Origin of the sequence: Bacteroides mediterraneensis, from assembly GCF_900128455.1 — a bacterium.
Lineage (GTDB): Bacteria > Bacteroidota > Bacteroidia > Bacteroidales > Bacteroidaceae > Phocaeicola > Phocaeicola mediterraneensis.
Window position 1 is genome coordinate 1,128,714 of sequence record NZ_LT635783.1, and the last position, 13,918, is coordinate 1,142,631.

Annotated in this window: 11 protein-coding genes; 4 read left to right on the forward strand and 7 right to left on the reverse strand. The window is 48.4% G+C overall.

The genetic code is table 11. The annotated features are described in order from the left end of the window. Positions 1-6: 6 nt before the first annotated feature. From BQ7480_RS04530 to thiD, 5 genes are all read right to left on the reverse strand, one after another. Entirely contained in the window at positions 7-1,254 is a 1,248-nt protein-coding gene (locus BQ7480_RS04530) for a hypothetical protein (protein ID WP_072541891.1), read from the reverse strand. Between the two features lie 5 nt (positions 1,255-1,259). Continuing rightward, positions 1,260-2,918: an AMP-binding protein gene (locus tag BQ7480_RS04535; RefSeq protein WP_072541892.1), complete on the reverse strand. Its 1,659-nt coding sequence runs from the start codon at positions 2,916-2,918 to the stop codon at positions 1,260-1,262. A gap of 123 nt (positions 2,919-3,041) precedes the next feature. Next, positions 3,042-4,742 carry an alpha-amylase family glycosyl hydrolase gene (locus tag BQ7480_RS04540; protein WP_072541893.1) on the reverse strand — a complete coding sequence of 567 codons (1,701 nt, stop codon included), beginning with the start codon at positions 4,740-4,742 and terminating at the stop codon, positions 3,042-3,044. A 122-nt stretch (positions 4,743-4,864) separates the two neighbouring features. Further along, complete coding sequence (gene fabD / locus BQ7480_RS04545) at positions 4,865-5,752, reverse strand: ACP S-malonyltransferase (protein ID WP_072541894.1); 888 nt, start codon at positions 5,750-5,752, stop codon at positions 4,865-4,867. A 54-nt stretch (positions 5,753-5,806) separates the two neighbouring features. Then, on the reverse strand, positions 5,807-6,640 hold the full coding sequence (gene thiD / locus BQ7480_RS04550; protein ID WP_072541895.1) for a bifunctional hydroxymethylpyrimidine kinase/phosphomethylpyrimidine kinase: 834 nt from the start codon (positions 6,638-6,640) through the stop codon (positions 5,807-5,809). 83 nt (positions 6,641-6,723) lie between these two features. On the opposite strand from thiD, the gene BQ7480_RS04555 reads away from it, so the two are divergent. Then, complete coding sequence (locus BQ7480_RS04555) at positions 6,724-7,788, forward strand: mannose-1-phosphate guanylyltransferase (RefSeq protein WP_072541896.1); 1,065 nt, start codon at positions 6,724-6,726, stop codon at positions 7,786-7,788. Positions 7,789-7,862: 74 nt separating this feature from the next. Here BQ7480_RS04555 and tpx read toward each other — a convergent pair whose 3' ends face one another. Next, positions 7,863-8,366 carry a thiol peroxidase gene (tpx, locus tag BQ7480_RS04560; protein ID WP_072541897.1) on the reverse strand — a complete coding sequence of 168 codons (504 nt, stop codon included), beginning with the start codon at positions 8,364-8,366 and terminating at the stop codon, positions 7,863-7,865. A 127-nt stretch (positions 8,367-8,493) separates the two neighbouring features. On the opposite strand from tpx, the gene BQ7480_RS04565 reads away from it, so the two are divergent. Continuing rightward, the gene (locus tag BQ7480_RS04565) at positions 8,494-9,408 is read left to right on the forward strand and encodes a DUF368 domain-containing protein (protein WP_072541898.1); all 915 of its coding nucleotides are present in this window, start codon (positions 8,494-8,496) and stop codon (positions 9,406-9,408) included. A 250-nt stretch (positions 9,409-9,658) separates the two neighbouring features. Here the strand turns inward: BQ7480_RS04565 and BQ7480_RS04570 are convergent, their stop codons facing one another. Further along, positions 9,659-11,398: a glutamine--tRNA ligase/YqeY domain fusion protein gene (locus BQ7480_RS04570; protein ID WP_072541899.1), complete on the reverse strand. Its 1,740-nt coding sequence runs from the start codon at positions 11,396-11,398 to the stop codon at positions 9,659-9,661. A gap of 461 nt (positions 11,399-11,859) precedes the next feature. Here BQ7480_RS04570 and BQ7480_RS04575 point away from each other — a divergent pair, with 461 nt between their 5' ends. Further along, positions 11,860-13,134 (forward strand): replication-associated recombination protein A, encoded by a 1,275-nt coding sequence (locus tag BQ7480_RS04575; RefSeq protein WP_072541900.1) that lies wholly within the window; start codon positions 11,860-11,862, stop codon positions 13,132-13,134. 25 nt (positions 13,135-13,159) lie between these two features. Next, a partial coding sequence (locus tag BQ7480_RS04580) for a D-2-hydroxyacid dehydrogenase (protein ID WP_072541901.1) occupies positions 13,160-13,918 on the forward strand: 759 nt, incomplete at its 3' end.

Consider the following 13,918-nt stretch of genomic DNA (forward strand, 5'->3'; position numbering starts at 1 on the left):
GTCTGTTTAGAACAGTACCATTCCTGCTTCGATTACCATTTTCTTATCGAAGGCTTGATTACCCTTATAGGTGTGTGTCCATCCGTATCCGCCGGATACGAAAAGGCCGAATTTCTTTGTCAGACTGTATTCCAGGCTGATGCGAGGTTCCAAGGCATACAGACGGGCCGGAAATCCTTGGTTCTTATTGTCGAGTGATTCAATGTGGTAATATCCGATGTCGGCACTGAGGTCGAGTTTCTTTGTCAGGCTGTGATATACACCTGCACGGTAAAATCCACTCACGGAAAGTTTATTGTCTGTACCCAGGTAATAGGCGCCCGCACCAATCTGTGTATAGGTAAATTTATTCTTGAAGCGAATAGATACACTTCCTTTGTTGGCATTACCTCCTGATACAATCATCTGTACTCTCGTTGCCGGTTTCAGGTTGATACATCCTATCTGATGTGCTGTACTGTCTGTACTTATGTTAATCAGTCCAATCTGATATCCTCGTGAGTTACTCTTTGTATTGACGTTTCCTATTCCTAACTGTACACCTTTATTTTCTACACTGTAGTTCAGCAGGGCACTTTGTACACCTTTGTTTTCCACGCTGACATTTCCCAAAGCTGCCAGTTGCCATCCTTCGTTGGATTTTCCGGCCACATTTAATAAAGAGGTCAGCTGTACCCCTCTGGAAGAATTGCCAGACACATTCATCAGTCCGCCGACAATCAATCCGGCTTGCACATCTTTGCTGACATTGGCCAATCCGGAGATAGCCATTCCTCGCACATCCTCACTGACGTTGACCAGTCCGGCTATAGCCAGACCTTTTATGTCTCCTCCAGAGATATTGCCCAATCCGGCAATTGATAGTCCGTAGGCTGAAGTTCCCGTGACGTTGGTCAGACCGGAAAAGATAAATCCGCAGGCTCTTTTCCCCGTGACATTGGCAATGCCGGAAATCTGGACGCCCGTAGATTTTAATCCGGCCACATTGACCAATCCGGATACCTGCATACCGTATGAATTATAGTGCTGCAAGCTTGAGATTACATTGATTCCTAGTCCATTCAGACAAGGATAATTGCTGAATAGTCCCAAATTCAGATATGTTCTTTGAGGAAATTTCTTTTTGTTGGTGATGTTCAGTGACACATTAGGCCCTTTTTTCAGTACGCTTTTCTGTTCCTTCTGTTGGGCGGATACAGGTGTTCCCGCCAGGAGGCTTCCCAGCAGGAACACGGATATGAACTTTAATCTCATTGTTGTTATTTGACTTCTTGGTAAAGGAAACGTTTGATGCTCTTCTTCGGCGTTTTTTCAAACTCCTCGGGATAGATTTTGACACGTGCAATCTGTGAATAGGCCGGAAGTTCTGCATTGACAGCCACCCGGTTTTCTTCCATGATTTTTTCGATGTCTTCTTTGGTCAGTCCTTGTTTGAATGCCTCGTCGAAGTCCGGATAAATCAGAGCGGCCAGCTTGTTGTCGCTTTGCTGGATGACAATGTTTTCGCATACATAAGGAAGATTGCTTATCTTTTCTTCGATTTCTTCCGGATAGATGTTCTGGCCGGAAGGTCCGAGCAGCATGTTTTTGCTTCGTCCTTTGATGGTGAGATTGCCCTCCTTGTCCATCACTCCCAAGTCTCCTGTATGCAGCCAGCCTTCGGCATCAATGGCCTGGGCGGTTGATTCCGGGTTCTTGTAGTATCCCAGCATGACATTTTCTCCTCTTGTGAGAATTTCTCCTACCACGTTTTGTGGGTCGGGACTGTCAATCTTGATTTCCATACGGGGAGCCGCTTTCCCACATGAACCGGGTTTGTAGCGACGCCAGTCTTCATAACTGATAATAGGGCCACATTCTGTCATTCCGTAACCTACCGTATAAGGGAAATCCAGACTTCTCAACAGACGTTCCACATCCTGGTTGAAAGCCGCCCCTCCGATGATGACTTCATAGAAGTTGCCGCCAAAAGCCTGTACCATGTGTTCGCGTACGGCTTCCTTGATTTTATCATTGATGAGCGGAACCCTCAGCAGAATCTTCATTTTCAGTGTTTCCAGTTTGGGCAATACGTTCTTCTTGATAATCTTTTCGATGATAAGCGGAACAGAAATCACAATGTGGGGTTTCACCTCCGTAAAGGCTTGGAATATGATTTTCGGACTAGGCATACGGGTGAGGAAATAGACGTGACATCCCGCACAGACTTCATAGATGAACTCAAAGGCCAGTCCGTACATGTGGGCCATGGGAAGGATGGAGATTACTTTGTTTCCCGGCTGCAAATGCAAAACCTCGAAGGCAAACTGGGTATTGGACCACAGGCTGCGATAGGGCAGCATGACGCCTTTGGAAAAACTGGTTGTCCCGGAAGTATAGTTAATCAAGGCCAGTTCTTCAGGAGTATCTCTCCGGTAGCTGACGTGTTCTTTCCGGAAATTGCGGGGGAACTTCTTTCCGAACATTTCATTCAAGTGTTCCCGGGCATATTCCAGCTGCTTGCTGCGGCAAACCAGCAGGGTAAAGTCTGTCATCAGAATGATGCCTTCCAGATTGGGCATTTCGCTTTCGTTCAACGACTCCCATACCACGTCGCCCACAAAAAGCAGGCGGGCATCGGAATGGTTCACGATATTGTGAATGTTGTCTGCCTTGAATTCATGCAGAATCGGAACGGCTACAGCTCCGTAGGTCAGAATGGCCAGAAAGGCGACTCCCCAGTGCGAACTGTTACGTCCGCACAAGGCCACTTTGTCGCCCGGCTTGATACCGCTTTCTTCCAGCAGGATATGTAGTTTTTCTATTTTACGTGCTACGTCCTTGTATTGCAGGGTGGCGCCTTTATAATCGGTCAAGGCATCCATGTCCCAATTTGTTTTGATACTGTCCTCAATAAAGGCCAGAAAACTTTTTTCCATATACTCGTATTTATTGTTTGCACAAAGTTAGCTCATTTGTGCAAAGATACCTTTTTGTTTCAAGTTTCCAAACAAAATAACTCAAAACTATGCGGTCGGGTATGCATTTAGCAAGGAAATGAGTTATTTTACTTTTAATTTCAGAATCTTTCCTCCGTAGGCCGGAAGTTCCGTGCAGACCGGACTGTCCGGAGAGAAGCAGATGGTTTCCTGTTTCCCAGAGAGCAGGTCCTTGCATCTGCATTTCGGGGAGGGAGTCATTTTCAGGTAATCAAAAGCATGCGGAGGGATGTTGACCCTAATCTGTGCGGGAACATCTCCGAAGTTTACCATAATCAGCAATACTTCGTTGGCAAATTTCCGTAAGAAGGCATACTGCTTGTGTTCGTTCATCTGCCATCCGTTCAGGTTGACATACATCAAATCGAAAAAGTCACCGTCACTGATGGCCGGTTCATTCTGGCAGATGTGCAACACGGTTTCGTAGAAATGCCGCAATTCCTTTTCTCTTTCATTCAGCAGATGTGTGTTCCAGCGTCCGTGGTTGTTCCAGCGGAAAATACTGTCCACGCACCAATAGTCGAAAATAGTAGTCCGTCCGTCGCGTCCGCTGAATCCTTCACAGTCCATGCCTTTTTCGCCCAGTTCCTGACCGAAATAGACCATGACCGGATTTTTCCGCAGACAGGCCGAAACGATGAAAGCCGGGACAGCCTTGAACGGGTCTTCGGCAAAGAAGCCGGAAGCGATACGTTGTTCGTCGTGGTTTTCCAGGAAATTCAGCATGTGGTCCTGAATGTCGTCCACGCTCTGCCAGCAATGCGTAATGCCGGTGGCTGAGGCATAGCCGCAGGTGATGTTTCTCAGCGTGTCATAAAGGCCCACTTTGTCGTACAAGTAATCAAAGTGTCCATTGTGGATATAGTTCCGGTATTCGTTCGGATTATATACCTCGGCAATAAAGATAATATGCGGGTAAGCAGCTTTGATGCGCGGGATGACCCATCCCCAGAATTCGCAGGGTACCATCTCTGCCATATCACAGCGGAAACCGTCGATTCCTTTTTCGGCCCAGTAGCTCAGTATCTGCTCCATTTTATGCCAGGTGTCGGGAATCGGGTCGAAGTGTCCTCCCGTATGGTTGATGTAATCCACTCCATAGTTCAGTTTGACCGTCTCGTACCAGTCGTTCCGGTTAGGCCATGGGTCAAAACGGTCGTTTCCGGTAGCCTTTGCCGGCATTTCCTCGTATGTCCCCATTTCCGGATTGTGGAAATCTATTTCTCCTCCTAGTTTCTGTCCGGGAATATAGTAGAAATTGTTTTGCGGGTTGAAAGCCTGTGTGCAGTCGTCTTCTTCTCCCAGGTCTTTGACTCCCTGTGGCTTGGCGATGGAATGATACTGGCGTGCCACGTGGTTGGGCACGAAATCGATAATCATTTTCAGCCCACATTCATGAGTACGTTTCACCAGCTCCTCGAATTCTTCCATCCGTTTGTCTACATGTTCGGCCAGGTCGGGGTCTACATCATAGTAATCGCGGATAGCGTAGGGAGAACCTGCTTTTCCTTTTACGATGGAAGGATGATTTTTCGGGATACCGTATGCGGTATAATCTGTTTGGGAGGCGTGGGCCAGCAGTCCGGTGTACCAGATATGGGTAGCCCCCAGTTTCTTGATTTCATGCAAAGCCTGTTTGGTGAAATCTTTCATTTTCCCGCATCCGTTTGTGGCCAAATCCCCATCGGGCTGGCAAGTCTTGTTTTGGTTGCCGAACAGTCGGGTAAATACCTGATAGATAATGATTTTTTTTGTCGTTTCCATAATGAGTCCTTTCTTTGTGGTTGATAAAAAGAAAAAGCACGAATTATACGCTTCAGCACGGATGTATGAAAAGGATCCGCCGGTTTCGTATAATTCGTGCCTGTGTCAGACTGATTGTCTGATTATGCAATTCCGTGTGCGTTGACTTCTTTGTTGATTTTCTTGATTAATCCTTGCAGTACGGCGCCCGGACCACATTCTGTAAAGTCGTCCGCTCCGTCGGCAATCATCTGCTGTACGGTCTGTGTCCAGCGTACAGAAGCAGTAAGCTGTGCTACCAGGTTCTTCTTGATTTCAGCAGGGTCTGTATGAGGAAGAGCGTCTACATTCTGGTAAATCGGGCATTTCGGGGTGTGGAACTCCGTGGCGTTGATGGCAGCTTCCAGTTCTACCTTGGCAGGGTCCATGAGTGGAGAGTGGAAAGCACCGCCCACTTTCAACGGAAGGGCACGTTTGGCACCGGCGGCTTTCATCAGTTCACAAGCCTTGTTGATGCCTTCGATGCTTCCTGAAATGACAATCTGTCCCGGGCAGTTGTAGTTGGCTGCCACGCAAACTTCTCCTTCTGCCGCAACCGAAGCGCAGATTTCTTCTACCTTTTCATCCGGCAAAGCAATGATGGCCGCCATGGTAGAAGGCTGGGCTTCGCAGGCTTTCTGCATGGCCATGGCACGAGCATACACCAGTTTCAGTCCGTCTTCGAATGACAAGGCTCCGGCAGCTACCAGGGCAGAGAATTCACCCAAGGAGTGTCCGGCGGTCATTTCCGGCTGGAAGGCGTCTCCCATGCACAAGGCAGAGATGACAGAGTGAAGGAATACGGCGGGCTGGGTTACCTTTGTCTGACGCAAATCTTCGTCGGTACCTTCGAACATGATGTCGGTGATGCGGTAACCCAAAATATCATTGGCTTTCTCAAATAATTCTTTGGCAAGTGGAGACGTTTCGTACAGGTCTTTTCCCATACCTACGAACTGGGCTCCTTGTCCGGGAAATACAAATGCTTTCATATTTTCTTCGTTGTTTAAGTTATTGTCTGCAAAGGTAATGATTCTTTTGACATATTACTCATTTTTGTCGAAAATGTGCATAGGCACAGGCGAATAGAAGTGGTTCAACGGGCCGTGTCCGTGTCCGATGCAGACGTCCTTTCCAGATTCGATGCCTAAATAGACATATTGTTTGGCTTTTTCTACTGCACAGGCAACAGACTCACCCAGAGCCAGATATGTGGCGATGGCCGAGGATAGTGTACAGCCCGTGCCGTGGGTGTTACGGCTTTCTACCTTCGGGGCAGTGAACAGGTGTGGAACGTTTTCATCGGTTGTCTGAAGTACATCGCACATTTCTCCACCGTCCAGATGTCCTCCCTTGATGAGTACGCCTTTGCAACCCAGTTCCAGCATTTTTTTAGCCTGTCGTTTCATGTCTTCGACGGTATTGATTTTTTGTCCGGCCAGTATTTCGGCCTCGCTCAGGTTCGGCGTGATGAGGGTGGCCAAAGGGATTAACCGGGTCGTGATGGCTTCTATGGCTTCGTCTTCCATCAGTTTGCATCCGCTGGTCGATACCATGACGGGGTCGAATACCACGAACCGCGGGCGGTATTTCTGGAGTGATTCTGCAATGACCTCTACAATTTCCGTGTCGTTAATCATCCCAATCTTGATGGCTTGCGGGCGGATGTCCTCCATGACGGCCTCGATTTGTCCTTTCACGTAGGCAGGAGGTACGGGATGGATGCCCGTCACTCCGCAGGTGTTTTGTACGGTAATGGCCGTGATGGCACTGGCCGCGTAGGCGCCCAGTGCAGAAATGGCTTTGATGTCGGCTTGGATGCCCGCTCCACCGCTACAGTCGGAACCGGCGATGGTCAGTATACAGGGGTAAGTTCTCATTTTCAGTAGATAATTTTTCACAAAGATAGGAAATATTCAAAATTAATCACTTAACTTTGCGTAGTTACCAAGAAAAGTTTGTTATGAATCCGACGAATAATCATGTGGTCATTATGGCTGGAGGCATAGGCAGTCGCTTTTGGCCGATGAGCAGCCCGGAAATGCCCAAGCAGTTTATCGATGTGCTGGGTTGTGGGCGTACGCTCATCCAACTGACCGTAGATCGTTTTAAAGATGTCTGCCTGCCTGAGAATATATGGGTTGTCACTTCAGCCAAATATGCGGAAATCGTCAAGGAGCAGTTGCCCGAAGTGTCCCAGGAACATATCTTGCTTGAACCTTGCCGCCGGAATACGGCTCCCTGCATTGCCTATGTGAGCTGGAAAATCAAGGCCCGTAATCCCAAGGCAAATATCGTAGTGACCCCCAGTGATCATATTGTGATGAACGTGCGCGAGTTTGACCGCGTCGTGACTTCGGCCATGAAGTTTACGGCCGACTCAGACGCCATTGTGACATTGGGAATGAAGGCTACCCGTCCGGAAACAGGTTACGGGTACATTGAGGCCGATTTGTCGATGGCCTGCCCTTCGAACAAGGAAATTTACCGCGTGGATGCTTTTCGGGAAAAGCCGGATTTGGCTACAGCCGAACGCTACTTGCAGCGGAACAACTATTTCTGGAATGCAGGTATCTTTGTATGGAATGTCAACACGATTGTCAATGCCATCCGGGTGTATCAGCCGGTAATGGCCAAGATATTCGAACGTCTGTTCCCGTATTTCTATACCGACAAGGAGCAGGAAATGGTGGACGAACTGTTTCCTACCTGTGAGAATATCTCCGTGGACTACGCCATTATGGAGAAAGCGGACGAGATTTATGTCTTCCCGGCCTCTTTCGGCTGGAGTGATTTAGGCACGTGGGGTTCGCTTCATGAAAACTCCAAGCGCGATGCCCATAACAACGTGTGCATCGGTCCGGACATCCGTATGTACGAATCACGCAACTGCGTGGTACATGCCACTCAGGAAAAGAGAGTGGTGGTACAAGGACTCGACGGATATATTGTGGCTGAAAAGAACAACACCTTGCTGGTCTGCCGTTTGTCGGAAGAACAACGTATCAAGGAATTCTCCGCTGAATAATAATATAAGATAAGGATAAAAAAAGGGACACCCGTAACGAGTTGTCCCTTTTTCTTTTATATAATTCCTTATTTTTATTTGAGGGCAGCCAGTGCTGCTTCATAGTCGGGTTCTTCCACGATTTCCGGAACCAGCTGGGTATAGATTACCTTTCCTTCCGGATTCAGGATAACCACGGCGCGGGCCAGCAGTCCGCACAACGGGCCGTCGGTCATCAGCACCCCGTAGTCTTTACCGAAAGTAGAAGTGTAACGGTAGTCCGACAGCGGAATGACACGTTCAATACCCTCAGCCGTGCAGAAACGTCCTTGCGCAAACGGCAGGTCCTTGGAAATAGCCAGCACCAGTGTGTTTTCCATACCGGCAGCCAGCTGGTTGAACTTGCGGACAGAGGCTGCACATACCCCCGTATCCATGCTCGGGAAAATGTTCAGCACCACGAACTTGCCTTTGGCATCAGCCAAGGTGAACGAACTCAGGTCGCCTTTGACCAGTGAAAAATCGGGAGCCTGTGCCCCTTTCTGTATAAATTCTCCAGCCAGTGTGACGGGAGTTCCTTGAAATAAAGTTGTAGCCATAATCAATCTGTTTTTAAATAATCGTCATAAATATAACAATAAAAACCATAAAATGTTTTCCTGAATGGCGGTGGAGCAATTTTTTTTCGTTTACTTTGCATCCGCTAACTATTTACAGATAAAATTGATGGAACGAAAACTGAAAGATTATGCAGTTCTGATGTTAAAAGGTATGGGGATGGGAGCTGCCGATGTGGTGCCCGGTGTGTCGGGAGGAACCATTGCCTTTATTGTTGGCATCTATGACGAACTGATCAATTCGATTAAAAGCATCAATCTGGAAAGCCTGAAACTATTCTTTACCGGGAAATGGGGGGCTTTCTGGAAAAAAATCAACGGAAACTTCTTGTTTTTCCTGCTGGCGGGCATCGGAATCAGTGTGTTTTCGCTGGCCAAGCTGATAACCTGGTTGCTGGTGGATCATCCGATATTGGTGTGGTCATTCTTTTTCGGGCTGGTGCTGGCTTCCACCTGGTTTGTGTCGAAAGACATTAAGGAGTGGAAAAGCTGGAAAACTTGGGTGGCGTTTGTGATAGGAGTTGTGGTGGCCTTTTACATCACGGTGGCCACTCCGGCCGAAACACCTTCGAACTTGTTGTTTATCTTCCTGTGCGGGGCCATTGCCATCTGTGCCATGATTCTTCCAGGCATTTCCGGCAGCTTCATACTGGTGTTGCTGGGGAAATATTTCTTCATTATGGATGCGGTCAAGACACTGGATGTGGTGGTGATGGGAGTTTTTGCGGCTGGAGCCTGCATCGGAATCACCTCTTTTTCCAGAATACTCTCGTATGCGCTGGCACATTTCCGTAACATCACGCTGGCGGTATTGACGGGATTCATGTTGGGTTCATTGAATAAGGTATGGCCTTGGAAGGAGGTGGTAGAGACTTTTGTGGACAGTCACGGGGAAGTGAAGCCGTTGATTGAGCATAATGTGCTGCCGAACGCGTATATCCCCGAAGCGGTGGTGCTGATGATAGTGGGATTCTTCCTGGTATATTTTTTGGAAAAACTTTCGGCCAAGACCTCGGTTCGCTGATTCGGATAAAGAGCTATATTGGATGCCGCTGGATGTATGTCCGGCGGTTTTTTTGTGCGGTATTTTTGTCTCTTTTTGCATGCGGAAAAACGCACTTGCGTTTTATCCAAAACGTCGAAGCGTTTGAAGTAAAACGCCCTTGCGTTTTAGTCCAAACACAAGGGCGTTTTTTCAGGGGCTTCAAAAGCCTTCCAAAATCTTCGGAAACCTTCGGAAATCTACACTTTCCCAGGGTTTCAGAGGACTGCTTTTATTTGTTGATCTTGCTCCATGTATCTTTTAATGATACGGTACGGTTGAACACCAAGTGTTCCGGAGTAGAATCTTTATCTACGTTGAAGTAACCGATACGCTGGAACTGCAGGTAGTCGAGCGGTTTGGCATCGGCCAGGAATTTCTCGACGTAACATTCGTGCAGTACCTTCAATGAATCCGGATTGATCATTTCCTGCATTGCTTCCAGTGCGGAGCATCCTTTGGCTTCGCGGATGGCAGCCATTTCGTCGCGTGGATTTTCTACCTTCCACAAGCGGTCGTACAAACGTACTTCTGCTTTCAGGCAGTGGTTGCAGCTTACCCAGTGGAGGGTTCCTTTCACCTTGCGGTTGGCTTCCGGCATACCGCTCTTCGTGTTCGGGTCGTATTCTGCATAGACTTCCACCACGTTTCCGTTTTCGTCTTTCTTGCAGCCCGTACATTTTACGATGTAGGCGTTTTTCAGGCGGACTTCCTGTCCCGGGGTCATACGGAAATATTTTTTCGGCGCATTTTCCATGAAGTCGTCACGTTCCATCCAAAGTTCACGGCTGAATTCAATGGTATGCGTACCGGCATTCAGGTCTTCCGGATTGTTGATGGCTTCCATTTCTTCCACCTTTCCTTCCGGATAGTTGGTTAGAATCAGTTTCACTGGATTCAGCACGGCAGATACACGGGTGGAGCGTACGTTCAGGTCTTCACGTACGGCACTTTCCAGCAGGGCAAAATCGTTCAGCGCGTCGTAAGTGGTATAACCGATTTTGTCGATGAATTTGCGGATGGATTCCGGAGAATAACCGCGGCGGCGGAATGCGCAGATGGTCGGCATTCGGGGGTCATCCCACCCGTCTACCAGTCCCTCTTTCACCAGCGTCAGCAGGTTACGCTTGCTCATCAGCGTATAGCTCAGGTTCAGTTTGTTGAACTCATACTGGTGCGGGCGGTTGTCGTTCAGGTCTTTGCCCTCTTTTACCCAGTCGACGAACAGGTCGTACAGCGGACGGTGTACCACGAATTCCAGTGTACACAGTGAGTGGGTCACACCTTCAAAATAGTCGCTCTGTCCGTGTGCGAAGTCGTACATCGGATAAGCCTTCCATTTGTCACCCGTACGGTGGTGTGGCGTTTTTACCACACGGTAGATAATCGGGTCGCGGAAGTGCATGTTCGGGTTGGCCATGTCAATCTTGGCACGCAACACCATCTTGCCCTCTTCAATTTCTCCGGCATTCATTTTCTGGAACAGTTCCAGGCTTTCTTCTATGGGGCGGTTACGGTAAGGGCTTTCCGTTCCAGGTTGGGTAGGAGTACCTTTCTGGGCGGCGATTTCTTCTGAAGTCTGCTCGTCCACGTATGCTTTTCCTTCCTTAATCAGTCGGATGGCGAAGTCCCAAAGCTGTTGGAAATAGTCGGATGCATAATATTCGTGTCCCCACTGGAATCCGAGCCACTGGATGTCTTCCTTGATGGCTTCTACGTATTCCACATCTTCCTTGGTGGGGTTGGTGTCATCAAAACGCAGGTTGCACACGCCGCCGTAGCGCTGGGCAATTCCGAAGTCCAGGCAAATGGCCTTTGCATGTCCGATGTGCAGGTATCCGTTGGGTTCAGGCGGAAAACGGGTCTGTATTCTTCCGCCGTTTTTACCTTCCTGTAAGTCTTTCTCTACAATTTGTTCAATGAAATTCAGACTCTTCTTTTCTGAATTTTCAGTCGTATTTATCTCTGTCATACGGAAACTTTTTATTTTTTCTTTTATGGTTGCAAAAATAGTAAAAATAATCTCCGTGTGAATAAATGGGGAAAATATTTCTGCAAATGGATGCGTTTTACTTAATTTTGCTTATCTTTGTAAGAGCACACGGATGTATGTTGTTAATAATGGCAAATGAAAGAAAATGAAAAAAAACGCAGAATGTGTTTTATGACATGTTTTTTTATTTGGTTACCTGAAAAAAACGCCGCATCTTTGTGCCGTTATCCTGAAAACAATCTTTTTACCTTAAGAAAAAAAACTAATACCTATTGAAAACTTAAAAAGGCCCTTTGTGAAAAGCGCCTTTTTTTTTGTCCTTACGTTTCTGTTTCATTTTTGTTTCGGTGCAGTTTTTTTAAGGTAGTGGAAAAAGTTTTGTTTGCGGATTTGTCGGAAACTTTCTGTAACTTTGAACAATATTTAATTGAATCATAAATATGGCACAACCATTGGCTGAAAGGATGCGTCCGAAGACGCTGGATGAATATATAGGTCAGAAACACCTGGTGGGCGAAGGAGCCGTGTTGCGCAGGATGATTGAGGCGGGGCGGATTTCTTCGTTTATTCTGTGGGGACCTCCGGGAGTGGGTAAAACCACACTGGCACAGATTGTGGCCAACCGGCTGGAAGTACCTTTTTATACACTGAGTGCGGTGACTTCGGGAGTGAAGGAGGTGCGCGAGGTGATTGAGAAGGCCAAGGCCAACCGCTTTTTCTCGCAGCAGAGTCCTATTTTGTTTATTGATGAAATCCATCGTTTCAGCAAGTCGCAGCAGGACTCCTTGCTGGGGGCGGTCGAAACGGGGACGGTGACGCTGATTGGCGCCACTACGGAGAATCCTTCGTTCGAGGTCATTCGTCCGTTGTTGTCGCGCTGCCAGCTGTATGTGTTGAAGTCGCTGGACAAGGACGATTTGCTGGAACTGGTGCATCATGCCCTGGAAAAGGATGCGGTGTTGAAGGAACGGAAGGTGGAGCTGAAGGAGACGGATGCCATGCTTCGTTATTCGGGAGGCGATGCTCGCAAGTTGTTGAACATTCTGGAGTTGGTGATCGAGTCGGAAGCTGAGGACCCGGTAGTCATTACGGATGAGAAGGTGGTGGCTTGCCTGCAACAAAACCCGCTGGCCTACGACAAGGAGGGGGAAATGCATTACGACATTATCTCCGCTTTTATCAAGTCGATTCGGGGAAGCGATCCCGACGGGGCCTTATACTGGCTGGCCCGGATGGTGGAAGGAGGGGAAGACCCGGCTTTCATTGCCCGCCGCCTGGTGATTTCGGCTTCGGAGGATATCGGTCTGGCCAATCCCAATGCCTTGCTGCTGGCCAATGCGGCTTTTGAGGCAGTGATGAAAATCGGCTGGCCCGAGGGTAGGATTCCCTTGGCGGAGGCTACGGTGTATCTGGCCACGAGCCCGAAGAGCAATTCGGCGTATGAAGGCATTAATTCAGCCTTGCAGCTGGTGCGCGAAACGGGTAATCTGCCGGTACCGCTTCATTTGCGTAACGCACCTACCCAGCTGATGAAACAGTTGGGCTATGGAAAGGACTATAAGTATGCCCATGCATATAAAGGGAACTTCGTAAAGCAGGATTTTCTGCCGGACGAAATCCGGACACAACGTCTGTGGCATGCGCAGGAGAATCCTTCAGAGCAGAAAATGAAGGACCGGATGGTTGGACTATGGGGAGAACGTTTTAAAGAATAAGCAATATAATAAAGGAGGATAAAAGATGAAGATTGTCGTTTTAGACGGATATACATTGAACCCGGGCGATTTGTCCTGGGAGGATTTGAAAGCATTGGGTGAACTCACTGTGTACGAACGGACGGCTCCCAAGGAGGTGCTGAAACGTGCTGTCGGTGCGGAGGTGCTGTTCACCAATAAAGTGGTATTGGATGCGGATACGATTGAAAAGCTGCCGGATTTGAAATACATCGGCGTGTTGGCTACCGGATATAATATTGTAGACATAGAAGCGGCATCCCGCCGGGGAGTGGTTGTGACGAACATTCCGGCGTATAGCACGAAGTCGGTGGCGCAGATGGCCTTTGCCCATATCCTGAATATTGTACAGCGGACGGGATATTATACCGAGGAAGTGCGGAACGGTAAGTGGAGCGGGCAGTCGGACTTTTGTTTCTGGGATACGCCGCTGCATGAACTTGACGGGAAGAAGATGGGAATCATCGGTTTCGGCAATACCGGTCGGGCCACAGCCCGCATTGCCGTCAGCTTCGGACTGGATGTGTATGCCTATACCAGCAAATCGGCGATGGAACTTCCTTCGGATGTGCATAAATGCCCTTCACTGGACGAGCTGTTCCGCAAATGCGATATTGTGAGCTTGCATTGTCCGCTGGCAGAAGACACCCGTGAACTGGTGGATGCCCGTAAGCTGAGCCTGATGAAGCCGACCGCCATTCTGATTAATACAGGCCGTGGCGGACTGGTCAACGAGCAGGATTTGGCAGATGCCTTGAACGGCGGG

Excerpts from the sequence above, each read along its gene's own strand:
- BQ7480_RS04565 (WP_072541898.1), top strand. The coding sequence starts at position 8,494 with ATGGAACGAAAACTGAAAGATTATGCAGTTCTGATGTTAAAAGGTATG.
- fabD (WP_072541894.1), bottom strand. The coding sequence starts at position 5,752 with ATGAAAGCATTTGTATTTCCCGGACAAGGAGCCCAGTTCGTAGGTATG.
- thiD (WP_072541895.1), bottom strand. The coding sequence starts at position 6,640 with ATGAGAACTTACCCCTGTATACTGACCATCGCCGGTTCCGACTGTAGC.
- BQ7480_RS04530 (WP_072541891.1), bottom strand. The coding sequence starts at position 1,254 with ATGAGATTAAAGTTCATATCCGTGTTCCTGCTGGGAAGCCTCCTGGCG.
- BQ7480_RS04575 (WP_072541900.1), top strand. The coding sequence starts at position 11,860 with ATGGCACAACCATTGGCTGAAAGGATGCGTCCGAAGACGCTGGATGAA.
- tpx (WP_072541897.1), bottom strand. The coding sequence starts at position 8,366 with ATGGCTACAACTTTATTTCAAGGAACTCCCGTCACACTGGCTGGAGAA.
- BQ7480_RS04555 (WP_072541896.1), top strand. The coding sequence starts at position 6,724 with ATGAATCCGACGAATAATCATGTGGTCATTATGGCTGGAGGCATAGGC.
- BQ7480_RS04535 (WP_072541892.1), bottom strand. The coding sequence starts at position 2,918 with ATGGAAAAAAGTTTTCTGGCCTTTATTGAGGACAGTATCAAAACAAAT.
- BQ7480_RS04540 (WP_072541893.1), bottom strand. The coding sequence starts at position 4,742 with ATGGAAACGACAAAAAAAATCATTATCTATCAGGTATTTACCCGACTG.
- BQ7480_RS04570 (WP_072541899.1), bottom strand. The coding sequence starts at position 11,398 with ATGACAGAGATAAATACGACTGAAAATTCAGAAAAGAAGAGTCTGAAT.